Below are 25,149 nucleotides of genomic sequence, written 5' to 3'. Positions count from 1 at the left end.
TTATGGCTTTTGGAGGATTATATATTTCCATATCTGGCATAAATGCAAATAAAAGAGCATTAGATACAGTGTCTCACAATATTGCAAATGTCAACAATCCAAGTTATGTAAGGCAAAGTGCTATTCATGCAACTAATGGATATGTTACTACTCAAGTTGGTGGACATGAAATGGGCACAGGAGTTCATGTAGAAGAGATAAGGCAGATAAGAGATGAATTTATAGATGTGAGATTTAGAAGAGAATTGGGCATTTATGGATATCACTATGCAAAGGCTGATATATTAAATGAAGTTGAAATGATATTCAACGATTTGAGTGATAGCGGACTTCAAAATGTCATGAACAATTTCTGGAGCTCATGGTCAGAACTATACAAGGAGCCAGATAGCTTGACTTTGAGGGGGCTAGTTCATGAGTCAGCAGTAGCCTTTACTCAAACTGTAAATCATATAGATATGCAGCTTGACAATTTACAGAGAAATTTAAACAGGGAAATATTGAACAAAGTAGAAGAAGTAAATGGGCTACTAAAAGATATAGCAGATTTAAATGGAAAGATAAAGTTGGCAGAAGGTGGAGGCCCAAATATAAAGGCCAATGATTTTAAGGATATGAGAAATGAAAAATTAGATAAGCTTTCAAAACTCATTCCTATTACCTATTATGAAAAAAACACAGGAGAAATTGCAGTGACTCTTCAAGGAAGAGATTTAGTCAATGGAGACTATATAAATCCTATTGATATACAGACAGACAATAGAGGATATGGCTATATTCACTGGAAAGATACAGGAGACAAAATAGAACTGGGCGAAAAAGGAGAACTTGGTGGATATATAGCTGTTCGTGACAGTATAGACGTGGAATATAGAGTAAAATTAAATGAACTTGTAAGTACTATAGCTAGTGAAATAAATAAGATACATGAAAGTGGGATGGATTTAGAGGGAAGTACTGGAATTGAATTTTTTGTAGCTACCAATGGAGAAATAACTGCAGGAAATATAAGAGTCAATTCAGAACTAGGGAATTTCAACAAAATAGCTGTATCCAAAAGTGGTGCCAAAGGAGATGGAGAAATCATAAAGGAAATACTTGAGCTTAGGGAAAAAGGAACATAAAATTTAAGATGAATTAGAAAATATGACTTTTGATGATTTTTACAGAGATTTGGTAGATACCATTGGAATAGAAGGAAGAAAAGCCAAAAGCATTGCCTCAAATCAAGCAGTACTGCTAAAACAAATAGAAGACAGAAAAAGTTCCATTTCATCAGTATCCCTAGATGAAGAAATGACCCTGATGCTACAATACCAACATTCCTATATAGCCAATTCCCGAGTAGTCAATGCCATAGACGAAATGATGGAAAACATAGTGAATAGAATGGGAGTAGTGGGAAGATAGAGGCTTCGCCAATGATAAATATTTCGATTTTGCTACAAAGTTGTGAAAACGTCACTAAGTCCTCGAATTTGGAAAATATATAGAAACGTCCGAAAATGGAATTGCAAACTCGCTTCGCTCAAACACTGCAATTCCAAGCGATTTTCGTCCTTATTCTATATTTTCACAAATTCTGCGGATGCGTTCCTTATTTTCACAACTTTGACCAAAATGGGTAGCATATTTTTAGATAAATTAGTATAGATAAATTTATAATTTTTTCGACCGGAGGGAGAAAGTATGTATGGTTTTAATACAGCGGTAAGTGGGCTACTTGCAAGTCAAAGAGCCTTGTATGTGACAAATCACAATATAAGCAATATGAATACAGATGGATATTCAAGACAAATTGCTCTTCAAAGAGCTACAAATCCTATGAGCTTGCCAGGAATAGGATACTTAGGTACTGGCACAGAAATATATGATATTGTTCGAGTGAGAGATTCATATGTAGATTTTAAATACTGGAATGAAAGTGCGCCAAAAGGAGAATGGGAAGTGAAAAGAACTTCACTACTTGAAATAGAAAAGCTACTTGGAGAACCATCAGATAGTAGTTTTAGAAAATATATGGATGATTTCTTTTCAAGTTTGGATGAACTTTCAAAAAATCCTTCAGACTATGCTTTTAGACAACCTGTCAAAGAGTCAGCACTATCTCTTACAAAACACATAAACGAAACAGCAAAGCGACTTGAAAACATGAGAAAAGAAACAATATTTTCAATAGATACCAAGGTAAAACAGATAAATGATATAGCTGATCAAATAGGAAATTTAAATAAGCAAATATATGTACTTGAACTAGATGGGAAAAGTGCCAATGATTTGAGGGATAAGAGGGAACTATTGGTAGATGAACTTTCAAAAATAGTCAATGTAAGAGTAGATGAATCTAAAGATGGGAAATATAGAGTAAATGTAGGGGGTATAACCTTAGTAGATCACAACTACACAAACAAGATGGAATATAAGCCAGAAAATCCTGCATATCCATATGAAAACAGAGAACTAAAATGGGCAGATGGCAACAAAGTCACTCTTCAATCAGGAGAACTAAAAGGACTCATTGAATTGGTAGAAGGTGATGGAGAAAAAGGTAGCTATAGAGGAATACCTTTCTATCAGAAGAAATTGGATGAATTTGCTAGGGGATTTGCAGGGAAATAAATGAGCAGCATGGGAAGGGGTATGATTTGGAAGGCAATGGAGATGGGGAAACTCAAGGTGGGAAATTCTTTACAAGTTCTGAAGTAGGAAAAGAAATAAATGCTTTGAATATATCGGTATCACAAGCTATTCTTGAAGATGTAGGGAAAATTGCAGCAGCTGGAACAAAGGGTGGAGTTGAAGACAATACAAATATATTAGCTATAATAGCTTTAAGAGAAAATAAAGAATTTTTTACAGGAGGTATGTCCAAAGGAACCCCAGATGATTTTATCAAATCAATGTTATCCAACTTAGCAGTAGACAGTATGCAAGCTCAAAGAATGGACAGCACTCAAAACTTAATCATAAAAAATATCGAAAAAAGAAGACAATCAGAATCAGGGGTATCTCAAGATGAGGAAATGACAAACTTGGTGAAATTCCAACACAGCTATACCGCCTCAGCCAGAATGATCACAACCCTTGATCAAATACTAGATGTAACTATAAATAGACTAGGACTTGTGGGAAGATAGAGGCTTCGCCAATTATAAATTACGAATTATAAATTATAAATGAAAAGACTAATTGTGAATATTTCAATTTTGCTACAAAGTTGTGAAAACGTCACTAAGTCCTCGAATTTGGAAAATATATAGAAACGGTCGAAAATGGAATTGCAAACTCGCTTCGCTCAAACAATGCAATTCCAAGCAATTTTCTCCCTTATTCTATATTTTCACAAATTCTGCGGATGCGTTCCTTATTTTCACAACTTTGACCAAAATGGGTTAGCACATTTTTAAATAAAATAGTATAGGTAAATTTAAAATTTTTTTCGAACGGAGTGAGAAAAATGCGTATTACGAATAATATGTTGATTTCAAATACATTGTTTAATTTAAATGAAAATTTAGGGAGACTGGAAAAATTGAATCAGCAGATGGCTACACAGAAAAAGTTTTCTGTGCCTTCAGATGATCCAATAGGAGCCAGCAAGAGCTTAAAATTTCATACAGACCTTTCAAAAATAGAGCAATACCAGCGAAATGTAAAAGATGCGACTTCTTGGATGACTGAAACAGAATCAGCTCTTATAGAAATAGGAGAAGTTCTACATAGAGCCAATGCCTTGGCAGTACAAATGGCCAATGGAACCTATTCAGAAGATGATTTAAAAAAGACCAAAGAAGAAGTAGCTCAACTAAAAGAACATTTAGTACAAATATCAAATACAACCTATGCAGGAAGATATATATTTAGTGGATACAAGACAGACAAAGAATTGCTTGATAAAGATGGAACATATAAATTGAGAAATTTGGATACAGATCCGACTGCAAAACTGCTTGATACCGAAGTAGTTGAATACAATGTGGGAGTTTCTGAAGATATAAAAGTAAATACTGTAGGAATGAGAGTATTTGGAGTAGGAGATGTAAATGCTACAAATCCTTTTGATGCAAAAGAAGCAAAAACGGGAGATACAAGTTATCTAATCTCCGTATTTGACAACTTCGAGAAAGCACTAAATGGAGAAGCAAGTGGATAAAGGTGAAATAGACAAGACTCTAGGCAGAATCAAAACTTGTATGGATCAGGTATTATCGGTAAGAGCAGAAGTAGGAGCAAAGATAAATAGACTGAACCTTACTCAAAAGAAATTAGACTCTCAAGTTTTGAGCACCAAAAGTCTTATTTCTTACAATGAAGATATAGATTTAGCTGAAGTTTCAATAAAGTTAAAAACAGAAGAAAATGTATACAGAGCCAGCTTAGCAGTAGGAGCAAGAATCATCCAACCAAGCTTAGTAGACTTTTTAAGGTAAAACCTTAAAAAGTCAATGTTAAATTGTATTTGTACTGCAATTCACAATTTACAATTTTTTGCGAAAGGATTGAGCAAAATGATCATAGATAGACAGCTTCCTAGGGTGATTATAGATCAGAGGCAATGTTTTTCAGAGGCAGGGCTTAAAGGGATTGCAGATTTTTCAGCGGAATCAGTACAATATGCATATCAGAAAGCAGCTGAGGGAATAGATCAAATAGTCTACGAAGGCAATAGAATGGCAATGATAGAAAATGATATGCCTGATGCTGTATCAGAAATAGCCTTTGAAAAAGGTTTAGAATACAAAGACTGGACAATAGACATCATTCCCAAAAGCCGTCCCAAAATAGAAATAGAAGGCCATCTAAATATAGATTGGGAAGCAGAAAAGTTAAACTCCTACAAAGAAAACTACCAAAGCTACAAAACAGGCCCAACAACAGGCAACACAGTAGACACTCAAAAGTAGTAGATGTTAAACTGTAGAGGCGAATTCATTCGCCGTTTTAAATGACTTACAACTGATAAAAAGAAGGAGTGAAAAAATTATGAAACTACACGCCTCAAATTTTGGCGAAATTGAAATAGATGAAGAGGATATTCTCACTTTCCCTGAAGGAATTCCAGGGTTTGAAGAATGTAAAAAATTTATCGTCATAAACAATCCAGATGAAGAAAATCCATTTGATTGGCTCCAATCTGTAGATAATGAAGATTTGGCTTTTGTCATCATGAATCCTTTTTTCGTATTTCCAGATTATGATATAACTATTCCAGAGTCAGCCATAGAGAAACTTAAGATAAAAGATGAAACTGATGTATTTGTATACACTATAGTAGTAGTACCAGAAAATCTTGAAGATATGACTACAAACCTTTCAGGTCCAATTATCATAAATGGAAGAGAAAAATTAGGAAAACAAGTCATACTAGAAGATAATAGATACACAACCAAACACTATATATTCAAAAAAGAAGAAAGTAGGGGTGAATAACTATGCTCATACTTTCAAGGAAAAAAGATGAAAGCATCATTGTAGGAAATGACATAGAGATAATTGTAATAGGAATAGAAGATGACAAAGTAAAACTAGGCATAAACGCCCCCAAAAACATAGACATTTATAGAAAAGAAATATATCTACAAATTCAAGAAGAAAATCAAAAAGCCTCCCAAATGAAAAACAATATAAACATAGACCAATTAAAAGGGCTCATAAAAAAATAACATGAAGTGATGTTGAGTTTTTCGATTTAGAAATTGATAATCCTATGATTACACTTGTTTTCTAAAAACATACTAAATAGTATCAATATAATTTTTTACTTAATATTAAATATTAAGTGGTAGCGTCACAGGATTCAGCAATTTTTTCATTATTTAATTATCAAATCCTCGATATACTCAATGTAAAAGATGAAAGGTATCAAAGTTATATAGATGGCGTATTATAAAATGTGATATAATATGAAATATAAGTGAAAGATGAAATTGGAGGTGCTCTGATGACCAATGAAGAATTTCAAAGGATAGTATTAGAGGAGTTAAAGAGTCTAAAAGAAGGACAGAGGAGCTTAGAAAAAGGACAGAGGAGCTTAGAAAAAGACAGGACAAAGGACAAAGATTAAAAAGGAATTAAAGGCTATTACTGAACAAACAGCTGATTTAACAGAATTTAGAGAAGAGACCAATGTTAAACTTGACACTATTATTGAGGAAAATGAGATATTAAAAGAACTAATAGGGAAACATGAAGTAGATATTAGAAGACTTCAAAGAAGAATAGTATAGTTAAATAGCCTCCATCTATTAAAAGGTGGAGGCTATTTGATGCTTATTAAATTGTGGTTAATTGTGATAAAATATATTGGGACAGGTTTCTTATTTTACATAGTTTATCCGCATGGTTTTAGCAAAAGATATGGAATATTAGGACAGATGTCCTTTATGCAAACGATATCCTCAGGTATACTTAAAAGGAGGTAGAATTTTTGGAAATTGTAGATATAATTGAATCCAATGGGCAAATAAAAGAAATGTTAAAGGATTGCCCTTATGATATTTTAAAGAGGTGGAAGATAAGAGAATATCCAAAGGATTATGTTATTTGTCATCAAGATATGAAGTATGAATATTTTTGTATAATAGTTGAAGGCTATGCCAATATCTATTTAACTGCAGAAAATGGAAAGAAGTTTTCTCAATCTATATATAAAAAGGGAGATTATTTTGGAGAATTAGAGATATTTGACAATAAGCCCTATATCTGTTCTATAGAGGCATTAACAGAACTTAGGGTTATTGGTATACATAGAAAATACTTTTTGCAGTGGATAGATAGAGATAGACATTTTTCATTGTATATAACTAGAACTTTATGTGATAGTTTCTATAAATTATCTAAAATGGCAGGAGAGAATACACTTTATTCCTTAAAGTATAGGATTTGCAACTATCTATTATATAGATTGGATTCAGGTACAGAAATAAAAGTGAATAAAGAGCAGTTGAGTGAACAATTTGCTGTAACTCAAAGGAGTATAAATAGGGTCCTTCAACAGTTAAAGGAGAAAAACTTAATAGAAGTTTCAAACAACTCCATATTTGTTATTGATATAGAAGGATTAGTAGAAGAAGAAAAAGTTAGCAGAAATGAATAAGGATTTATAATCAATATTTTAATTTGATTGTCCGTTGATTTCTTTCATGTTTTGCTAGTGGGAGAATCAAGGTACATATAAATTAACGAAAATTATTTTAGAAGGAGGAGTTTTTAATGAAAAAAAGAATTGCAATTTTATTGATTTTTACATTAATTGCATCTACAATTTTATCTGGCTGTGGGAAAAAGGCTACTCCAGCTAAAACAGAGGGCAATGATGTAGAAAATGGAACAGAAGAAGCGGTAAAAGTAGGCTTAGTAGTAGCTGGTGGTTTGGGAGACCGTTCTTTCTATGATTCATCCCATGAAGGAGTAGAAAAAGCTAAGGAAGATTTAGGTATTGAATACAAGGTGTATGAATGTAGAAATGACCCATCTCTATACAATGATCAATTGGTACAAGCTTCTCAATATGCTTCTATAGTAGCAGTAGTAGGATTTGAATTTTATGATGTAGTACAAGAAATAGCAAAAGAATTCCCAGATGTTCATTATATATATGTAGATAATGAAATAGAGGGAATTGACAATTTAATAACTATTAGCTATGCAGAAAATGAAGGTTCTTTCTTAGCGGGAGCATTGGCTGCTATGCTTACAGAAAGCAATATTATAGGTATGGTTGGAGGGATGGATTTACCAGTAATTAGAAATTTTCAAGCTGGTTATGAAGCAGGTGCTAAATATATAAATCCAGACATAACAGTAGAAACTATTTTTGCTGAAGATTTTGAAGACCCTGCAAAAGGTAAAGAAAGTGCTACTGCTCTTTATTCAAGAGGTGCAGATATAGTATTTCAAGTAGCAGGAAAGACTGGGGAAGGAGTTTTTGAGGCTGCTGAAGAACAAGGAAAATATGCTATAGGTGTAGATACAGACCAAAGACATATTAATCCAGATGTCATAGTAGCAAGTATGGTTAAAAAAGTTGGATTTTCCATATATGAAACCATAGGAAAAATTCAAAAAGGTGAAATAGAACCAGGAAAAGTTATTCATTATGGATTGGAACAAAATGGTGTTGAATTGGGCTATGGTACAGAGGATATGAAACAATTTGTAACAGATGAAATGAAAGCTCAATTAGATGAGATTAAAGATAAAATCATTAGTGGAGAAATAGAAGTGCCAGAAGCAAAATAATTTTTAAAATGGAGAAGTAGAAGTCTACTTCTCCATTTTAAAGAATTTACAATGCAAAGAGGTGAGTATTAATGGCTGAAAAGTTAATTGAATTGAGAAATATTTCTAAGCGGTTTCCGGGAGTGTTAGCTAATGACAATGTAAGTCTTGATATAGAAAAAGGTGAAATCCACGCTATTATAGGTGAAAATGGAGCAGGAAAATCTACTTTAATGAATATCATATATGGTCTTTATGAACCAACACAAGGAGAGATTTTGTTTAAAGGAAAACCCACCCAAATCAAGAGTCCACTAGATGCTATTGGACTTGGAATAGGTATGGTTCATCAACATTTTATGCTCGTGCCTTCTTTTACCGTAGCTGAAAATATAGTATTGGGAAATGAACCTAAACACAAGAAATTATTTATAGACTATAAAAAGGCAGTGGCTATAACAGAGGAATTATCTGAAACTTATGGATTGAAAGTAGATCCCCATGAAAAGGTAGAGTCTTTATCTGTAGGGATTCAGCAGCGAATTGAAATATTGAAGGTATTATATAAAGGGGCAGATGTACTTATATTGGACGAGCCTACAGCAGTTCTTACTCCGCAAGAAACAGAAGAATTGTTTGAGGTCATCAGAAAATTGGTCAATGATTTGGGGAAAACTGTAATCATAATAACACATAAACTTCAAGAAGTATTGGCTATATCTGATAGAGTAAGTGTAATGCGTCAAGGGAAAATGATAGGTACATTACAAACTAAGGATGCCAATGAGCAAATACTAGCTGAAATGATGGTAGGTAGAGAAGTTTTGTTTGATGAGCTTTATAAAAAAGAATCCTCTAAAAAAGAAGTTTTGTCTGTAAAAGGAATAAAAGCTAGAGATAATAGAGGACTTGTTGCATTAAATGGAGTATCTTTTAATCTTAAAGCTGGTGAGATATTAGGTATAGCTGGAGTAGAGGGAAATGGTCAATCTGAATTAGTCGAAGTTTTGACAGGCCTTAGGGAAATGGAAGAAGGAGAATTTATAGTAAATGGAGTAGAGGCTTTTAACAAAAGTCCAAATGAGATTAGAAAACTAGGTATAGCTCATGTGCCTGAAGATAGATTAGCAACAGGATTGTCAAAAGACGCCAGTATATGGGAAAATCTCTTAATGGGCATTCAACATGAAGAGCCTTATGCAATCAAGGGAGTTCACATAAACAAGAAAAAGGTAAAGGAAAGAACGGATAGATTAATAGATGAGTTTGATATTAGGACACCGTCTGGAGATTTACCTGTAGGAAAATTGTCTGGTGGAAATATGCAAAAAGTGGTTATCGCCAGAGAGTTTTCTTTCAATACTCCAATACTTATAATTGCCCAGCCAACTAGAGGAGTAGATGTTGGAGCTATTGAATTTATTCACAGTCAAATAATTGAAAAAAGAAATAAAGGTGCAGCAATATTGCTGGTTTCTGCTGAATTAGATGAAATATTTAGATTATCCGATAGAATCATCACTATATATGAGGGCAAAATTACAGGAGAGTTTTTAAATGGTGAAATAACTAAACAAGAAATAGGTCTTTATATGACTGGTAAACATACAGAGAAGGCGGAAGGAGGGGAAAAGGTTGAATAAGAAATTTCTCAAGAGGGATTTAGAATATATATTGTCCTTGTTTCTTTCTATATTGGTTTCGTTACTTATTGGGGCATTTATTATGATTGCCAATGGTAGAAGCCCATTGCTTGGATACGGAGCTCTTTTAAAAGGGGCATTTGGTTCTAAATATAATATAGCTACTACTCTTGCAAAGACTGTGCCCTTAGTATTAACAGGTCTTGCTACAGCAATATCTTTTAGTAGTGGAATATATAATATTGGGGGAGAAGGACAACTCTATTTAGGGGCCTTTGCTGCAGCTTATGTAGGTATTACCTTTACAGCATTGCCAAAGGGTATTGGTATTCTTTTAGCTATTGTTGCAGGAGCAGTAGTTGGGGGATTGTATGCTTATCTTCCTGCAATATTGAAAGTTAAATATAAAATAGATGAAGTAATCACGACTATAATGCTAAATTCTGTGGCAGTCCTTTTTACATCTTATTTAGTAAATTATCCTTTTGCTACTACTAAGGGAAAAATGGGTGGAACTGAAATCATTGCAGAAGGATATCATTTAAAAAGATTGATAAAACTATCTACTTTAAATACCAGTATTTTTTTCATGGGATTTATTGCTATAATCATTTATTATCTCATGGAAAAGACTTCGGCAGGCTATGATTATAAAATGGTAGGTCAAAATAGTTTGTTTGCAAGATATGGAGGAATAAACGATAAAAAGCAGATGATAATGGCTATGGTCATATCGGGTGCATTATCTGGTATGGCTGGAGTTTTTGAAGTGTTAGGAGTTCATTATAGATTTTTGCAAAACATATCTCCAGGTTATGCATGGGATGGTATGTTAGCTGCATTGATAGTAAAGAACAACCCTATTGGAGTCATTGTAATGTCAATTTTCCTTGGAGCATTAAAAACAGGTTCTGTTTCTATGGAAAATGCTACTTCCATTCCTTCTGAATTGGTATTAGTTATTCAATCTATAATTATCTTATTTATTGCTGGAGAAGCAGGATTTAAGGAAAAATTCAAGGAATTGAATCTAAAGAGAAAATCTAAACAAAAGGTAGGTGAAAAGAATGCTTAAGCAAGTTTTCAATCTTACTTTGCTTCAACATACTATAAGAACTGCTACTCCTCTTATATTAGCTGCTTTGGGAGGTCTTCTTACAGAGCATGCGGGAATGTTAAATATAGGAATGGAGGGAATGATTCTTCTTGGGGCATTTTTTGGAGTGTTGGGAAGTTTCTTTTTTGGTTCCTCTTTGGCAGGAGTAATATTGGCAGGTTTGGTAGGATTAGTCATAGGTTTATTGTTTGCAGTATTTGTTGTAGATTTAAAATCTGATGAGTTTATTGTAGCAATTGCTATAAATATGTTTGCTAGTGGATTAACTGTATTTCTATTGAGAAGCATATTTGGAGTAAAAGGTGCATTTTCTTCACCAGATATAGTACCACTCCCCAGACTAAAGTTTCCTGGACTTTCGAGTGTTCCATTTTTAAATGCAATACTCAACAACCATTCCATATTTGTATATATTAGTTGGATTTTAGTAGTTTTAATTTACATTTATCTATATAAAACACCTCATGGCATATGGCTAAGAGCTTCAGGAGAATATCCAGAGGCTTTAGAGACGGCTGGAGTTAGCCCTAAAAAGATGAAATATATATCATCTATTGCTTGTGGCGTTCTTTGTGGATTTGCAGGAGCTCATCTTTCTTTAGGCTATTTGACCTTGTTTTCAGAAAACATGAGTGCCAATAGAGGATTTATAGCAGTAGCAGCTATAATATTTGGTAGAGCCAATCCGATAAGGACCTTTGCGGCTGCATTGATGTTTGGATTTTTTGATGCTTTAGGTATTAGATTACAGGTTATGGGTATACCATCTCAGTTTACTCAGATGATTCCCTATATAGCAACTATATTAGCTTTATTTATTGTAACTAAACGTCAAATAGCAAAAGTAAAGAAAAATAAGGAGAGAGATTCTAGTGCAGAATAAGAAATATGATGTATTGGTAATTGGTGGAGGTATAGCTGGATATTACTCTTCTAAATATTTAGCTAAGAATGGGAAAGCCGTAGCCTTAATAGAGAAGAAAAATCTAGGTGGGACAGCTTTAAGATGGGGAGCGTTGCCTGTAAAGAAGGCTTTGGATTGGTTTAAGAAGGATAGAAAAAAAGATTTAAATTTTTCTTGGGATAAAGATTTAAAAATCTTAGAGAACAAGATAGATGTTGCCCTTAAAGATGAAAAGGTAGATATTTATTATGGAGAAGGAGAATTTATTGATTCTAAATCCTATAAGGTCAAAGATATTTTATTGGAAGGTGAATATATAATAATTGCCACAGGAACGGAGCCTATCAGTGTTCCAGAAATACCTATTGACAGAGATAAAATAATTACTCACAGGGAGGCTATAGATTTTAAATTTATTCCTGAAAATACCATAGTACTAGGAGGAAATGTAGAAGGAGTAGAATTTGCTGCAATCTATGCAGAAATGGGGGTCAATATAACATTAATAGAAAAAGAAGACATGCTACTTCCAGGAAATGATGAGGATTTGGTTTTTCCTATTGAAAAACATTTATTGGATAAAGGAGTAAAGATAATCAAAGGTGTTGGAGCAAAAAAGGCTTGGGTGGAAGAGGAAAAGGTAAAGGTATTGTTAGAAAGTCATGAAATAATAGAAGGGGATAAGGTTTTGGTTACTTTTTTAAGGGAACCCAATATCCCCAAAGGTATTGAGAAACTAAATATTGTAGTTGAAGAAGGTAGAATTCTTGTAGATGAGAATTTAAGAACGGGAGAGAAAAATATATTTGCCATTGGTGATATCAATGGAATAATGGGCATGGCTCATGTAGCTATAAATCAGGCAATACAGGTGGCAGATTATATTCTCTATAAAAGTCCAGTAGTTATGAATTATGATGAATTGCCTAGAGCGGTATTTACTTTGCCAGAAATGGCTGGTGTGGGAAAACAAGAAGGACAGTTAAAGGATATGCCCTATAAAGTAGGGTACTGTGATTTTAAAGATACCTGGAGAGGATGGGCTAAAGATGTCCAAGATGGATTTGTCAAAGTAATAATGGATGTGGAAGGCAAGATATTGGGAATATGGATGGTGGGAGAAGATGTATCTGAATATGTAGGACTTTTGAGCATATTGTTGGATAATGAATTTACAATAGAGGATATTAAATCTAATTTAATTATCCATCCAACTCTCACTGAATCTATATTGGAAGCAGTATTAAATACTATGAAAAATTGACTTAGAAGGTGATTACATGAAACAACCTCATATTTTATGCGAAACTAAGGATATTTCTAAATATGTGATATTGCCTGGGGATCCAGGAAGAGTGCTTAGGATGGGAGAATTGTTGGATGATTGTAGAGAGATAGCTTATAATAGGGAATTTAGGACTATAAGGGGAATATATAAAGATGTCCCTATAACTGTGACTTCTACAGGTATTGGAGGGCCTTCAGCAGCTATTGCAATGGAAGAGTTAATTGCTTGTGGTGGAAAATATTTCATCAGAATTGGTAGTGGTGGAGCAGTTCAGTCCTATGTCAATTTGGGGGATTTGATAATAGGCTCAGCAGCTGTTAGAGAGGATGGAACGACTAAAATGTATATAAAAGAGGGATATCCTGCTGTAGCAGATGTTAGACTCACCAATACTATCATAGATACTTGTAAAGAATTGGGATACCCTTATCATTATGGAATAATTAGAAGTCATGATTCCTTTTATATAGATGAAGAAGATGAAATGATGGACTACTGGAACAAGAAAAATGTTCTATCATCAGACATGGAAAGTTCAACTATTTTTACCTTAGCTCAACTAAGGGGAGTCAAAGCAAGCAGTATATTAAATACAGTAGTAAAATATAAATCTAATGTTAAGGATGGAATAAGGGATTATGCCAAAGAAGAATTAGCTCCTATAGAAGGAGAAAAAAGAGAAATATTATTAGCCTTAGAAACCATGTATAAAATTTATCATTCATAAGAAGGAATAATAGAAGATACTGATATAAGTATTGATTCAACTCATACAGAAGCAAATACTTTTAAGGCTACGCCAGAAAGAGTAATGAAATAATTAAAGTGTTGTAAAATGCAAAAGAATATATAATAACAATCAAAGAAATAATAACTGCAGTCACAGTAGGTAGTCGAGAATACGTAGATGGAACAAATTTTGATGAATTAATAGAACTAACTGAAAAAACGGGTTTGGAAATAGAAGAAGTTTTGTAGATGAAGATATAGGCCTTACGCAAAGTAGGGCTTATTTTTATGTTGACTTTATCTAAGTCCTCATTTTGAAAAAATCTTCTTCAATTATATATTGATACTAGAATATTGAAGAAAAAGGGGGACATGGATATGACAATTTTAAATTCACACCCATTGGTATTAGATAAAGAATTGGCAGTGGTATTGGGACTAAATGAGGCTTTGATATTGCAGCAGGTACATTATTGGATTGAGATAAATAAGAAAAACAATAGAAATTTTCACGAGGGAAGATACTGGACTTACAATACCATTGATGAGTGGCATGAGGAATTTCCTTTTTGGAGCAATTCAACTATAAAGAGAACTTTCAAAAGGTTGAGAGATATGAATTTAATAATAGTTGATAATTTCAATGTATATCAAATGGACAGGACTCTTTGGTATACTATCAATTATGAAGAGCTTGAAAAGATGATAAAAGATGAAGAAAACAATTCTGATACATTAGATCAAAATGATACTATGATAGGTTCAAAAGAAAATGATAATGATATACAAAATGAACCAATGGAAAGGAGCAAAATGACCTCACCATTACCAGAGATTACTACAAAGACTTCTACAGAGATTTCCAATCAATCTATCAATCACGAAAAATCGTTAAAAGGTGATAGAAGGATTGATGGAAGAGACTCATCTTATGAAAATTTTCAGGAAAAGTATAAAAAAATCATAAAAAATTGTGAACTCCATGCTATAGATGAAAAGTATCAAGTAGCAGCAGCTCATGCTATAAAGCTATTGCTACTTGATATTGAAAATAGCAAAAGAATAAAAATTGGGGACAATTATATTCCGGCTAAAATAGCTGAAAATGATATCAAGCGATTGAATTTTTTTGCCATAGAACATGCTGTGAATAAATTTAAAGAAGCAAGTAGAATGCGGGAGATTAGAAATCCTGTAGGATATTTGAAGGTTCTAATCTACAATTCCATAAGTGAAATGGACATTGATATGGATTCTAAACTTAGATATGCAGATCTGATTTAGAAATATAAAAATAGTATACTCCATCCTTATTATATTTTTTGAATTTTCACAAGAAGCATATACAAAAAAGAAAAAGAAAAGAGTGATATATTAGTAATAACACAACTTTATATCATATTGTTTGGTTATATTTGAAAAGATAGAAAATGAAATAGGGGCAGAAAGACTAAAGCCAATTAAAGATGCATTGCCAGATGATATATCTTATGAAGATATAAGGATAGTCATTATAAAAAATAGAGTAGTATGCGATAGTTTCACTGTCGCAAATTTTATGTGGATTCTGAACTAGGATTTTTATGATATAATATAGCAAAGAAGTTGAATATAAGGGGGTAAGAAAATGGCAAATAAAATTTCAAAGGAAAGAAAAGCTATCTATTATATAGGCTTAGTCCTTATGGTTCTTGGATTTGTGCTGTTTATGTCTAGCTTTTTTGTAGATATGGTACCTAGTTTTTATATGAACCCTTCAAGTTTTGTTGCAAGGCCAGTGATTGGAATGATTTGTATAATTGTAGGAAGTGTGCTTATGAATATTGGTGCTAAAGGTACAGCAGGTTCAGGACTTCTATTAGATCCAGAAAAAGCTAGAGAGGACTTGAAACCTTATAGTGCAGCCAAAGGTGGCATGATAAATGATACTATAGAAAATATTGATATAGTTAAGGATATGAGCAATAGAAAAGGTGAGAGCGAAGTAAAAGAAATAATAAAAATTAAATGTAAAGAATGCGGTGCATTAAATGATGAGGATGCAAAGTTTTGCAAATCCTGTGGGAAGGAATTGTAGCAAACACAAGGGAAAAAGATTGGAGGAGTGTGTATGCTAGATATTGATAAGAGTACAGTTGATTTTTTAGTGACTGAAAATATGGTGAGTGAAGTTAAAGATTTGATGGAAAGTGGTTTTCCAAAATTAGATGAAATAATAAATACAATGGAAGAAAGAAATATAGATAGGATTTATTTTGTAGCTTGTGGTTCACCGCTATGTGCTTGTCAAACTGGAAAGATGTTGTTTGATAAATACTCTGATATTCCATGTAGTGCTTTTAGTGGATTTGATTTTTTGGATCATACTCCATTTAAATTAGATAAAAATACAATGGTCATAGGAGTTTCAGATTCTGGAGAAACAGAAGAAGTGGTAAATTCTATCCGCCTTGCAAGAAAAAGAGGAGCATTGACTTTAGGTGTGACTCGAAGTTTCACTGGTTCCAAATTGGCTGCTGAAGCAGAAAATGTTTTTGGATATGGTGGAGAATGTATATGGGAAATGCATCTTTTGGTTAGCTATTATATTGCTTGTAGATATATAAATTTAAAAGGGACTCACAAAGAAATAGATTCTATATTGGAAGATATGAAGAAGTTACCTGATATTTTAGCTGAATTGGTAGTTTCTACAGAGGAAAAATCTAAAGAATTGGCTATTAGAGCAAGTAATTGGCCTTTTATATATACAGTAGCTTCTGGGCCCCTTTTGCCATTGGCATATAAAGAGGGAATTATAACTATGCTTGAATTTACTTGGACTCATGGAAGCGTATTAAATGCAGCTGAATTTAGGCATGGGCCTTTGGAAGTGGTTGCTAAAGGTGTGCCTTATGTATTTATTTTGGGAAATGATGAGTCTAGGCATACTACGGAAAGAGCTATTAATTTTGTGAAAAGGTTTACAGAAAATATAATTGTATTTGATATTAAAGATTACAATAGTGAACTACATCCAATGCTTGATCCTTTAATATTATTTGTTCCTTTAGAGTATTTTTATTATTATCTTTCAATAAGCAAAGACCATAATCCAGATGATAGGAGATATTATGGTGGATTGGTAGAATATTAAATGATAAAAGAGAGGTATAGATAAAATGAAAATTGCTGCTGTAGGTGACAATTGCATAGATTTATATGAAAATTTTAAGAAGGCATTTCCTGGAGGCAATCCTGTCAATGTAGCAGTTTATTTTAAAAGATTGGGAGGACGGGCTTCTTATACAGGTGCAGTAGGAGATGACGAGTATGGAAAATTTATGATAGATGCTATCAGAAACAAAGGCGTGGATGTTTCTAATGTAAAAATTCTTCCAGGGAAAACTGCTATTACTCATGTGAAACTTGTAGATGGGGATAGAATATTGGGAGATTACGAAGAAGGAGTCATGAAAGAGTTTAAAATTAGTGACGAGGATATAGAGTTTTTTAAAAATCATGACCTGGTAGTATCAGGATTGTGGGGAAGGGTTGAAGATGATCTTCACAAGATAAAGAAAAAAGGTATTCCTATTGCTTTTGATTTTGCCGATAAATTAGATTCTCCTATTGTTGAAAAGGCAATTTATGATGTGGATTATGCTTTTTTTTCCTATGATGGTGGAGATGATGATTTCATAAGGGAATATATGAAGAAAATCCATAGAAAAGGGCCCAAAGTGGTCATTGTGACTTTGGGAGAAAAGGGAAGTATATGTTATGATGGCACAAGTTTTTTATATGAGGGAGTTATTCCATGTGAAGTAGTGGATGCTATGGGAGCAGGAGATTCCTATATAGCAGGATTTTTGTTTGGCATTTTAAGTGGGAAGAAAATTGAGGAATGTATGAAAATAGGGGCCCAAAATGCAAGTACAACTATTAAATACTTTGGAGCTTGGTGATCATTAGGGACAGTTTTCACTGTCGCATTCACTGTCACAAAAGCTATGACAAACAAAAAGGGGACGAATTTGTTGTTTTCGTCCCCTTACATAATTTCAATTTTTAGCCCTTATGTAAGGATAAGGCCATTCTATGTCTTGATTTAGTTTTTTGGCGGCTTCTAGAGGCCAATAAGGATTTCTCAACAATTCTCTTCCTAAGAATATGAAATCTGCCCTATTGTTTTTAAGAATTTCTTCAGCCATTTCTGGTTCTGTAATCAGTCCTCCAGCTATAACTGGTAGTTTAGTTCCTCTTTTGATTGTCTCTGCAAAAGGTATTTGATATCCAGGATATATATCAATATCAGCGGAAACTACTCCTCCAGAGCTTACATTTATTATATCTATACCTTCATTTTTTATTAAATTTATGATGTTCACCAAATCTTCGGGATGATTTCCGGCTTCTACATATTCTTCAGCAGAAACCCTCAATATTATAGCTTTGTTTTCAGGCCATACAGTTTTGACTTCTTTTATTATTTCCATTAAGAATCTGGTCCTGTTTTCTAGAGAGCCTCCATATTCATCTTTTCTTTTATTGGCAAGAGGAGATAAAAATTCATTTATCAAATATCCATGAGCTCCATGTATTTCAATAGCATCAAAACCAGCTTCATTAGCTCTTCTGGCCCCTTCTTTAAAGGAATTTATGACAGTTTTTATATCGTCTTTGGTCATTTCTTCTGGAGCAGAATAGCTATCGTCAAAGGCTATAGGAGATGGAGCAATAATTTTTTCGGATTTTACTGTGCATTTTCTTCCAGCATGAGCCAGTTGAATTCCAACTTTTGCACCAAGGGCTTTGCAGCTATTTACTATTTTTGATAGTCCTTCTATATGAGAATCATCCCAAATTCCTAAATCTCCATCTTTTATTCTGCCTCTGCTTTCCACAGCTGTTGCCTCTAAAATTATAAGCCCAGTGCCTCCTATGGCACGAGTAGCATAGTGAATTTCATGCCAGTCTTTGGCATATCCATTTTCGTCAGCCATGACCATACACATAGGAGCCATTACAATACGATTTTTTAATTCAAGATTTTTAATATCAATATGTGAAAATAGTTTATTCATATATACACACTCCTTTCCCTTATAATAATACCCATATTTTATTGAAAACACCATGTAATAGGACTTTCATTTACTACAATGATAGATAATTTCGTAGTAAGAAGATATGGGTATATGGAGGCTTGACAGGGACAGGTCTTATAGGGCCTTTACTTTTTTGTGAAGGGAAACTGCACTTTACTAGCTATTTGACTTTAGGTATAATGAGAACAACGGTAAAGCAAAAAGGGTGATGGAATTGAGAATGGGAAATAAGTACAAGCTTATTCCCTTTATAAAAAAAGTTGTGGAGGACAATTGTGAAGATTGTAGTTCTTTTTTCGATGTTTTTAGTGGTACTGGAGTAGTGGCTGATGCTTTTAGGGAATTTAATTTGATAACTAATGATTTATTGTATAGCAATTATGTCATCCATTATGCTTTTTTTAGCGATGATGAGTTTGACAAAGAAAAGCTTATGAAAATTATAGACAAATGGAACAATATTTCTAGCATAAAAGAAGAAAATTATATGTCTATAAATTTTGGAGGAAAGTATTTTAGTCATGAAACTTCCAAAAAGATTGGATATATAAGAGAAGAAATTGATATTTTAGCTAAAAATGGAGAGATAAATAAAAGAGAAGAATACATACTCATATCTTCCCTTATATATGCTATGGATAGAATTGCAAGTACTTGTGGGCATTATGATGCCTATAGGAAAACAAAAGAATATAATGATGAATTAGTACTTAAATTTCCCAATATAAAAGAAAATATGGGTAAAAATCAAATCTACAATACAGATTCCAATGAACTTGTAAGAGTTGTGAAAGCTGACATAGCCTATATTGATCCTCCTTACAATTCCAGACAGTATTCAGATGCCTATCATCTTTTAGAAAATGTTGCAAGATGGGAAAAACCTGAAGTTTTTGGTGTGGCTAAAAAGATGAATCGAAAAGATATAAAGAGTAGCTACTGTACAAGGAGAGCTCCTCAAGTTTTTAAAGATCTAATTGAGAATTTAGATGCTAAATATATTCTTGTATCCTATAGCAATATGGGGAGTAAAGGCCATGATAGGTCAAATGCTAGGATTACCGATAGAGAAATACTTTCTATTTTAAGAAAAAGAGGAGAAGTTCAAATATTTGAAATGGACTATGGTGCTTTTACTGCAGGGAAATCTAGAATTGATAATCATAAAGAGAGATTGTTTTTATGTAAAACCTTTAATACTGTAGCTTCACCGCTAAATTATACTGGTGGTAAGTATAAATTGTTGGATCAGATAAAACCACTGTTTCCAGAAAAAATAGATAGCATGATGGATCTTTTTTGTGGTGGATGTAATGTGGGAATAAATGTAGATTGCAAAAATGTGAAATTTGTTGACAAAGAGGTAAGTCTCATAAGGCTTTTAAATGCCTTTAAAGAGCATGAAAAAGATGAAATTCTAAATGAAATTGATAGTATAATAGATGAATTTGAATTGTCGAATTCATCAAAGCATGGATATAGCTATTATGGTACTATTAGTAGTGTCGGACTTGGAAAATACAACAAGGGAAAATATATGTATTTGAGGGAGATATACAACAAAAGAATGGAAGATAGTTTTTATTATGATATGATTTTTTATGTATTGATAGTATTTAGTTTCAACAATCAAATTAGATTCAACAAAAATGGTGAATTTAATTTGCCTGTTGGGAAAAGAGATTTTAATGCTAAAATGAGAAAAAAGCTCATTGAATTTATTGATAGAATTCATGAAAACAATTATGAATTTATTGTAGAAGATTTTTCAAATATCAGAGTGGAGGAAATTGAAAATTTAAGCTTTGTCTATGCAGATCCCCCTTATTTAATAACTACTGCAAGTTACAATGAGCAAGGTGGATGGAATGAGGAACATGAAAAAAATTTGCTTAAGTTTTTAGATGGATTGGATTCAAAAGGTATAAGGTTTGCCCTCTCCAATGTCATGGAGAGTAAGGGAAGAAAAAATGAAATTTTATACAATTGGACTATTTTAAATAAAGATAAGTATATAGTTCACTACTTAAACAATGACTATTCAAATTCCAATTATCAAACTAAAAACAGGGATAAAAACTCCACAGTTGAAGTACTCATTACAAATTATATAGTATAATAAAAAACAATAGTTTACCTTTAAGACTATTGTTTTTTTATGGGAGGAAATTATACTTTTTTTATCTAATTTTATGGGTATATATAATATTAGTTTATTGAAAGTGAGATGATTTAGATGGATTATGAAAGACAAGTAAAAGAGATTGCGAAATATTTTGAGGACAATGAAAAGGAAATTAAAGATTTCAAAATGGGATTGGAGATTGAGCATTTCATTATAGATAAAGATAGCTTTAGAACTATTTCTTATTATGAAGAAAAAGGTACATCAGATACATTAGAGCAAATGTTGCAAAATGGTTGGGAGGGAATTTATGAAGGGGACAATATCCTTGGACTTAAAAAGAATGGCACGACTATTACCCTTGAACCAGGTAGCCAGTTTGAATTAAGCATAAGACCAGAAAAGCATATTTTTGATTTGGAAAGAGAGTATTTTAATTTTTTAAATGAAGTGCTTCCTATTCTTGATAGAAAAAATCAAGCATTAATAACTACTGGTTATCAACCAGAAAGCAGTATTTCTGATATAAAAATTATACCTAAAAAGAGATATTCGTATATGTATGAATATTTTAAAGACAAGGGAACTCATGCTCACAATATGATGAAAGGAACAGCTTCACTACAATTGTCTGTTGATTATAGTAGTGAAGAAGATTTTGTGAAAAAGTTTAAAGTAGCTAGTGGGATTTCTCCAGTTATATATGCTATGTTTGACAATGCTTATTATTTTGAAGGTAGGGTATGGAATAAATTTAGCTTAAGATCATATATATGGGAAAATTGTGATAAAGATAGATGCGGAGTTGTAGATGCCGCATTGGATAAGTCATTTGGATATGAGAAATATGCAGAGTATATATTAAATAGACCTCCAATATTTATTGATAATGGAAAAGAGGTTTATTTCACTAAAGATAAACTTACCAAAGATATATTTGATCCAGATAAATATTCTATACAGGAATTGGAACATATTCTAACTATGTTTTTTCCAGATGTAAGAGCAAAGAAGTATATAGAAATAAGGATGATGGATGGAGTGCCATATCCATTGAATTTTTCAGCAGTTGCATTATGGAAGGGAATTATATATGATGAGGAAAATTTAAGTAAAATATATGAATATGTTGACGATATAAGTATAGAAGATATAAATAAGGCTAAAAAGGATATTGTTGAAAAGGGACTTTATGGGAAGTTAAGAGATGAAACTGTATATGAAATAGGTAAAAGGCTTATAGAGATTTCTAAAAGTGGATTAAAAGAAGATGAATTAAAGTATATTTTGCCATTGGAAGAAATGTTTAATGAAAAGATGACTCCAAGAGGGAAAACTGAGAAAAGAGCTTATTTAGGTAAAAAGAAAGCATTGGATTGGTGTATTTTGAATAATTTAATTGAGGTGAAAAATAATGGACATGAAGAAATTAACTGATGAGTATATAGATATAATTAAGAGAGATGTTGATAAATACTATGATGATTATGAAAAGGCTATAGAAGCTGTTGCCAATTCAACAGCTATATATAAGGGTGAGCCAGTGCCATTTTTATATGAGCCTATATTTTATACACAATCTGATGTTGAAAGATTCAATGAGATAGGAAGAATTCTTATTTCCATAACAAATAAAGTAACCCAAAAGTATATAGAATCTCCCGAGTATAGAAAAAAGTTTGGATATTCTAAATTGTTGGAAGAACTAATACTTGTAGATCAAGGATATGATATAAATGTTCCCATAGGAAGATTTGACATTTTCTATGGTGGAAATGATGATTTTAAATTTTGTGAGTTTAATACAGATGGTTCTTCAGCTATGAATGAAGACAATACACTGGCAAGAATACTATTACAATCAAAAGCAATAAAAAAAATGAGGGAAAAATATGATATAGAATATTTTGAGCTTATATATAAATGGGTGGACGAAAGTATAGACATATTTAAGAAATATAACAAGGCAATTAGTAGGCCAAATGTGGCAATTGTGGATTTTAAAGAAAGTGGAACTCCTTATGAATTTGAGGAATTCAAGAAAGCTTATATAAAAAGAGGTTATAGAGCAGAAATAGTGGATCCTAGGGAATTAAAATATATTGATGGAAAATTGTATTATGAAGATATGAATATAGATATGATTTATAGGAGAATAGTTACGAGAGAATTTATAGAGAAAAGCTCTGAAATAAGTGATTTGATAGAAGCATATAGGGATGGAGCAGTTTGCATGATTGGCTCCATGAAGTCTCAAATAATGCACAATAAGATAATTTTTAAGATATTATATGATGAGGATACTTTAGAGTTTTTGGCAGATGAAGAAAGAAATTTTATTAAAAAGCATATTCCATATACTGAAGAATTTAAGGGAAGTAGGAGTGTATATGAAAAAGTGTTAAATCACAAAGATGAGTATATATTGAAACCCAAGGATTCTTATGGTTCAAAAGGTGTTTATGCAGGAAAGGATTTTACTTATGAGGATTGGAGCAAAAAATTGGATGAGGTTTTTGGGAAAGATTATTTGTTTCAAGAATTCTTTGAGCCATATAAAACTAAATTTGTGGTGTTTGAAGATGGTGAATTGAAAATAAAAGAGTTTGGAACTATTACTGGACTGTTTTTGTATAATGAAAAATTTGTAGGCCTATATACTAGAGTGGGAGAAAATAGCATAATATCTGGGCTTCATGGGTATTATACTGTTCCTAATTTGTTAGTCATATAAACAAACTATAGTATCGCCGGTAAAAGATAATAGGAAATTTAAGGTGTTTGAAAATTATGTAGGTATTTACTTTTCTTACTTATTCCTGCTCAACTTAAATTTGATTATGTTAATCTATTTATGTAATTATATATTTTTTGAAAGGTGGAATTTTCATGAAAAACCGCATATTGGTAGTTGAAGATACCAAATTAGGCAGAAAGCTTATGAAAAAAATTTTAACTAAATATGTAGAAGATGTAGAAGTGGTTGAAGCTATAGATGGAGTAGAAGCATTGGAAGTGGTTAAAAGTCAAAGTATAGATCTCATTATATTGGATTTGATATTGCCACGGAAAGATGGATATGAAGTACTTAAGGAATTGAAAGAAGATGATAGATATAAGGATATTCCAGTCATAATCAGTTCTAGTATTACGGATGTAGAGAGTTTTAAAAGAACTCTGAGTTTGGGTGCTATTGATTATTTTACAAAACCAATTAGCCCTGAAGAAATGGAGGTTTTGATACCACTTAAAGTTAAAAATGCACTGAGATATTTTGAACAGGGAAAAAAGTTAAAGGAAATTAATGAAAAAAATGAAAGCGAATTAAAAATAGCAGAAACTTTGCAGAAAAAAGTAATGGCTTATTATGGTGAAAAAGATTTTTCTAATGTCAATGTCTATATGAAGTACAAGCCTTCAAGTCAATTGGGAGGAGATTTATTTTCTGTAATAGAAAAAAATGAGAAGATATGGTTTATGATTTCCGATATGACTGCTCAAGGAGTAGCTGCAGCAATGATATCTTTTATGTTGAAATCTATTTTTAACCTTTTAGTATCTAAATTAAATTCTCCAATTGAAATTGTTAAGGAGATAAATAAAACTTTTTATGATATGACAGAAGAAATAGATTCAATTTGTTTTTCTGTTTTTGTTGGAGTCATAGATAATGACAAATTGACTTATTCCAATGGAGGTCATCTATATCCAATTTTATTTAGGAATGATGGGAAGGCAGAAATTTTGGAGTTGGCAGGAAATTTAGTTGGAGTATTTGAAGATGGAAATTACAAAGAGCAAAGCAAGAAAATAGGGAAAGGCGATTGGCTATTCATGTATACTGATGGCTTATATAAGCACAATAGTACTTATGAAGACATGAATTTGAACAAGATAATGGAGAAAATTGTATATTTGGGTGAAAATGCTCCTTCTATACCAGAATTCTTAGAAACTATATGTAATGAATTTAAAAATTCTGAAGATGCTAAAAAGGATGATATGTCTTTGTTATGTATAGAAATGAATTAAA

The 25,149-nt window shown here is 32.4% G+C and carries 27 protein-coding genes; 26 read left to right on the top strand and 1 reads right to left on the bottom strand.

Translation table 11 applies throughout. The features are described 5' to 3' along the window. Positions 1-2 precede the first annotated feature (2 nt). The 22 genes from flgK (ACFWUA_RS03050) (at position 3) to frlD (ending at position 17,848) form a co-directional block, all read left to right on the top strand. The gene (gene flgK, locus ACFWUA_RS03050; RefSeq protein ID WP_416198700.1) at positions 3-1,124 is read left to right on the top strand and encodes a flagellar hook-associated protein FlgK; all 1,122 of its coding nucleotides are present in this window, start codon (positions 3-5) and stop codon (positions 1,122-1,124) included. A gap of 22 nt (positions 1,125-1,146) precedes the next feature. Continuing rightward, positions 1,147-1,410: a flagellar basal body rod C-terminal domain-containing protein gene (locus tag ACFWUA_RS03045; RefSeq protein WP_416198699.1), complete on the top strand. Its 264-nt coding sequence runs from the start codon at positions 1,147-1,149 to the stop codon at positions 1,408-1,410. A 279-nt stretch (positions 1,411-1,689) separates the two neighbouring features. Next, positions 1,690-2,619: a flagellar hook-associated protein FlgK gene (gene flgK / locus ACFWUA_RS03040; protein ID WP_416198698.1), complete on the top strand. Its 930-nt coding sequence runs from the start codon at positions 1,690-1,692 to the stop codon at positions 2,617-2,619. Between the two features lie 26 nt (positions 2,620-2,645). Then, the gene (locus tag ACFWUA_RS03035) at positions 2,646-3,137 is read left to right on the top strand and encodes a flagellar basal body rod C-terminal domain-containing protein (protein WP_416198697.1); all 492 of its coding nucleotides are present in this window, start codon (positions 2,646-2,648) and stop codon (positions 3,135-3,137) included. Between the two features lie 320 nt (positions 3,138-3,457). After that, positions 3,458-4,153, top strand: a complete 696-nt coding sequence (flgL, locus tag ACFWUA_RS03030; RefSeq protein ID WP_416198696.1) for a flagellar hook-associated protein FlgL — start codon at positions 3,458-3,460, stop codon at positions 4,151-4,153. After that, positions 4,146-4,430, top strand: a complete 285-nt coding sequence (locus ACFWUA_RS03025) for a flagellin (protein WP_416198695.1) — start codon at positions 4,146-4,148, stop codon at positions 4,428-4,430. Before flgL ends, ACFWUA_RS03025 begins: the two co-directional genes overlap by 8 nt. Positions 4,431-4,508: 78 nt before the next feature. Then, positions 4,509-4,904: a DUF6470 family protein gene (locus ACFWUA_RS03020; protein WP_416198694.1), complete on the top strand. Its 396-nt coding sequence runs from the start codon at positions 4,509-4,511 to the stop codon at positions 4,902-4,904. A gap of 79 nt (positions 4,905-4,983) precedes the next feature. Continuing rightward, positions 4,984-5,430 carry a flagellar assembly protein FliW gene (gene fliW / locus ACFWUA_RS03015; protein WP_416198693.1) on the top strand — a complete coding sequence of 149 codons (447 nt, stop codon included), beginning with the start codon at positions 4,984-4,986 and terminating at the stop codon, positions 5,428-5,430. A 2-nt stretch (positions 5,431-5,432) separates the two neighbouring features. Then, complete coding sequence (gene csrA, locus ACFWUA_RS03010; protein ID WP_416198692.1) at positions 5,433-5,663, top strand: carbon storage regulator CsrA; 231 nt, start codon at positions 5,433-5,435, stop codon at positions 5,661-5,663. A gap of 278 nt (positions 5,664-5,941) precedes the next feature. Then, entirely contained in the window at positions 5,942-6,064 is a 123-nt protein-coding gene (locus ACFWUA_RS03005) for a hypothetical protein (protein WP_416198691.1), read from the top strand. 363 nt (positions 6,065-6,427) lie between these two features. After that, complete coding sequence (locus tag ACFWUA_RS03000) at positions 6,428-7,096, top strand: Crp/Fnr family transcriptional regulator (protein ID WP_416198690.1); 669 nt, start codon at positions 6,428-6,430, stop codon at positions 7,094-7,096. Between the two features lie 116 nt (positions 7,097-7,212). After that, complete coding sequence (locus ACFWUA_RS02995) at positions 7,213-8,241, top strand: BMP family lipoprotein (RefSeq protein WP_416198689.1); 1,029 nt, start codon at positions 7,213-7,215, stop codon at positions 8,239-8,241. Positions 8,242-8,312: 71 nt separating this feature from the next. After that, positions 8,313-9,863, top strand: coding sequence for an ABC transporter ATP-binding protein (locus ACFWUA_RS02990; protein ID WP_416198688.1), 1,551 nt, complete (start codon positions 8,313-8,315; stop codon positions 9,861-9,863). Then, a complete protein-coding gene (locus ACFWUA_RS02985) occupies positions 9,856-10,938 on the top strand; it encodes an ABC transporter permease (protein ID WP_416198687.1) in 1,083 nt (360 codons plus the stop codon). The genes ACFWUA_RS02990 and ACFWUA_RS02985 overlap by 8 nt, the downstream gene beginning before the upstream one ends. Further along, positions 10,931-11,863, top strand: a complete 933-nt coding sequence (locus ACFWUA_RS02980; protein ID WP_416198686.1) for an ABC transporter permease — start codon at positions 10,931-10,933, stop codon at positions 11,861-11,863. Before ACFWUA_RS02985 ends, ACFWUA_RS02980 begins: the two co-directional genes overlap by 8 nt. Beyond that, positions 11,853-13,148 (top strand): dihydrolipoyl dehydrogenase family protein, encoded by a 1,296-nt coding sequence (locus tag ACFWUA_RS02975; protein WP_416198685.1) that lies wholly within the window; start codon positions 11,853-11,855, stop codon positions 13,146-13,148. The genes ACFWUA_RS02980 and ACFWUA_RS02975 overlap by 11 nt, the downstream gene beginning before the upstream one ends. Positions 13,149-13,164: 16 nt before the next feature. After that, on the top strand, positions 13,165-13,899 hold the full coding sequence (locus ACFWUA_RS02970) for a nucleoside phosphorylase (RefSeq protein WP_416198684.1): 735 nt from the start codon (positions 13,165-13,167) through the stop codon (positions 13,897-13,899). A 380-nt stretch (positions 13,900-14,279) separates the two neighbouring features. Further along, positions 14,280-15,185: a hypothetical protein gene (locus ACFWUA_RS02965; RefSeq protein ID WP_416198683.1), complete on the top strand. Its 906-nt coding sequence runs from the start codon at positions 14,280-14,282 to the stop codon at positions 15,183-15,185. A gap of 121 nt (positions 15,186-15,306) precedes the next feature. After that, entirely contained in the window at positions 15,307-15,477 is a 171-nt protein-coding gene (locus tag ACFWUA_RS02960; RefSeq protein WP_416198682.1) for a helix-turn-helix domain-containing protein, read from the top strand. Between the two features lie 51 nt (positions 15,478-15,528). Beyond that, the gene (locus tag ACFWUA_RS02955) at positions 15,529-15,978 is read left to right on the top strand and encodes a zinc ribbon domain-containing protein (protein WP_416198681.1); all 450 of its coding nucleotides are present in this window, start codon (positions 15,529-15,531) and stop codon (positions 15,976-15,978) included. 33 nt (positions 15,979-16,011) lie between these two features. Further along, complete coding sequence (gene frlB, locus ACFWUA_RS02950; protein WP_416198680.1) at positions 16,012-17,037, top strand: fructoselysine 6-phosphate deglycase; 1,026 nt, start codon at positions 16,012-16,014, stop codon at positions 17,035-17,037. A gap of 25 nt (positions 17,038-17,062) precedes the next feature. Next, positions 17,063-17,848 (top strand): fructoselysine 6-kinase, encoded by a 786-nt coding sequence (gene frlD / locus ACFWUA_RS02945; RefSeq protein WP_416198679.1) that lies wholly within the window; start codon positions 17,063-17,065, stop codon positions 17,846-17,848. A 96-nt stretch (positions 17,849-17,944) separates the two neighbouring features. On the opposite strand, the gene namA is transcribed toward frlD, so the two are convergent. Further along, positions 17,945-18,967, bottom strand: coding sequence for an NADPH dehydrogenase NamA (namA, locus tag ACFWUA_RS02940; RefSeq protein WP_416198678.1), 1,023 nt, complete (start codon positions 18,965-18,967; stop codon positions 17,945-17,947). A 244-nt stretch (positions 18,968-19,211) separates the two neighbouring features. Between namA and ACFWUA_RS02935 the strand changes: the two genes are divergently transcribed. The 4 genes from ACFWUA_RS02935 (at position 19,212) to ACFWUA_RS02920 (ending at position 25,148) form a co-directional block, all read left to right on the top strand. After that, on the top strand, positions 19,212-21,110 hold the full coding sequence (locus ACFWUA_RS02935; protein WP_416198677.1) for a Dam family site-specific DNA-(adenine-N6)-methyltransferase: 1,899 nt from the start codon (positions 19,212-19,214) through the stop codon (positions 21,108-21,110). Positions 21,111-21,227: 117 nt separating this feature from the next. Continuing rightward, on the top strand, positions 21,228-22,553 hold the full coding sequence (locus ACFWUA_RS02930; RefSeq protein WP_416198676.1) for a glutamate--cysteine ligase: 1,326 nt from the start codon (positions 21,228-21,230) through the stop codon (positions 22,551-22,553). Then, positions 22,531-23,850 (top strand): circularly permuted type 2 ATP-grasp protein, encoded by a 1,320-nt coding sequence (locus ACFWUA_RS02925; RefSeq protein WP_416198675.1) that lies wholly within the window; start codon positions 22,531-22,533, stop codon positions 23,848-23,850. Before ACFWUA_RS02930 ends, ACFWUA_RS02925 begins: the two co-directional genes overlap by 23 nt. 155 nt (positions 23,851-24,005) lie before the next feature. Beyond that, the gene (locus ACFWUA_RS02920; RefSeq protein ID WP_416198674.1) at positions 24,006-25,148 is read left to right on the top strand and encodes a PP2C family protein-serine/threonine phosphatase; all 1,143 of its coding nucleotides are present in this window, start codon (positions 24,006-24,008) and stop codon (positions 25,146-25,148) included. The last annotated feature ends 1 nt before the right edge of the window (position 25,149 follow it).

Origin of the sequence: Sporanaerobacter sp., assembly GCF_047830725.1 — a bacterium.
Classification (GTDB): Bacteria; Bacillota; Clostridia; order Tissierellales; family Sporanaerobacteraceae; genus Sporanaerobacter.
The sequence above is the reverse complement of the archived record's forward strand: the minus strand, read 5'-3'. Positions and strand labels throughout refer to the sequence as shown.

Excerpts from the sequence above, each read along its gene's own strand:
- ACFWUA_RS02980 (WP_416198686.1), top strand. The coding sequence starts at position 10,931 with ATGCTTAAGCAAGTTTTCAATCTTACTTTGCTTCAACATACTATAAGA.
- ACFWUA_RS02990 (WP_416198688.1), top strand. The coding sequence starts at position 8,313 with ATGGCTGAAAAGTTAATTGAATTGAGAAATATTTCTAAGCGGTTTCCG.
- ACFWUA_RS02965 (WP_416198683.1), top strand. The coding sequence starts at position 14,280 with ATGACAATTTTAAATTCACACCCATTGGTATTAGATAAAGAATTGGCA.
- ACFWUA_RS02970 (WP_416198684.1), top strand. The coding sequence starts at position 13,165 with ATGAAACAACCTCATATTTTATGCGAAACTAAGGATATTTCTAAATAT.
- flgK (WP_416198698.1), top strand. The coding sequence starts at position 1,690 with ATGTATGGTTTTAATACAGCGGTAAGTGGGCTACTTGCAAGTCAAAGA.
- ACFWUA_RS02955 (WP_416198681.1), top strand. The coding sequence starts at position 15,529 with ATGGCAAATAAAATTTCAAAGGAAAGAAAAGCTATCTATTATATAGGC.
- ACFWUA_RS03020 (WP_416198694.1), top strand. The coding sequence starts at position 4,509 with ATGATCATAGATAGACAGCTTCCTAGGGTGATTATAGATCAGAGGCAA.
- frlD (WP_416198679.1), top strand. The coding sequence starts at position 17,063 with ATGAAAATTGCTGCTGTAGGTGACAATTGCATAGATTTATATGAAAAT.
- flgL (WP_416198696.1), top strand. The coding sequence starts at position 3,458 with ATGCGTATTACGAATAATATGTTGATTTCAAATACATTGTTTAATTTA.
- ACFWUA_RS02995 (WP_416198689.1), top strand. The coding sequence starts at position 7,213 with ATGAAAAAAAGAATTGCAATTTTATTGATTTTTACATTAATTGCATCT.
- fliW (WP_416198693.1), top strand. The coding sequence starts at position 4,984 with ATGAAACTACACGCCTCAAATTTTGGCGAAATTGAAATAGATGAAGAG.
- ACFWUA_RS02935 (WP_416198677.1), top strand. The coding sequence starts at position 19,212 with ATGGGAAATAAGTACAAGCTTATTCCCTTTATAAAAAAAGTTGTGGAG.
- ACFWUA_RS02930 (WP_416198676.1), top strand. The coding sequence starts at position 21,228 with ATGGATTATGAAAGACAAGTAAAAGAGATTGCGAAATATTTTGAGGAC.
- flgK (WP_416198700.1), top strand. The coding sequence starts at position 3 with ATGGCTTTTGGAGGATTATATATTTCCATATCTGGCATAAATGCAAAT.
- csrA (WP_416198692.1), top strand. The coding sequence starts at position 5,433 with ATGCTCATACTTTCAAGGAAAAAAGATGAAAGCATCATTGTAGGAAAT.
- ACFWUA_RS03005 (WP_416198691.1), top strand. The coding sequence starts at position 5,942 with ATGACCAATGAAGAATTTCAAAGGATAGTATTAGAGGAGTTAAAGAGT.
- ACFWUA_RS03045 (WP_416198699.1), top strand. The coding sequence starts at position 1,147 with ATGACTTTTGATGATTTTTACAGAGATTTGGTAGATACCATTGGAATA.
- namA (WP_416198678.1), bottom strand. The coding sequence starts at position 18,967 with ATGAATAAACTATTTTCACATATTGATATTAAAAATCTTGAATTAAAA.
- frlB (WP_416198680.1), top strand. The coding sequence starts at position 16,012 with ATGCTAGATATTGATAAGAGTACAGTTGATTTTTTAGTGACTGAAAAT.
- ACFWUA_RS02920 (WP_416198674.1), top strand. The coding sequence starts at position 24,006 with ATGAAAAACCGCATATTGGTAGTTGAAGATACCAAATTAGGCAGAAAG.
- ACFWUA_RS02925 (WP_416198675.1), top strand. The coding sequence starts at position 22,531 with ATGGACATGAAGAAATTAACTGATGAGTATATAGATATAATTAAGAGA.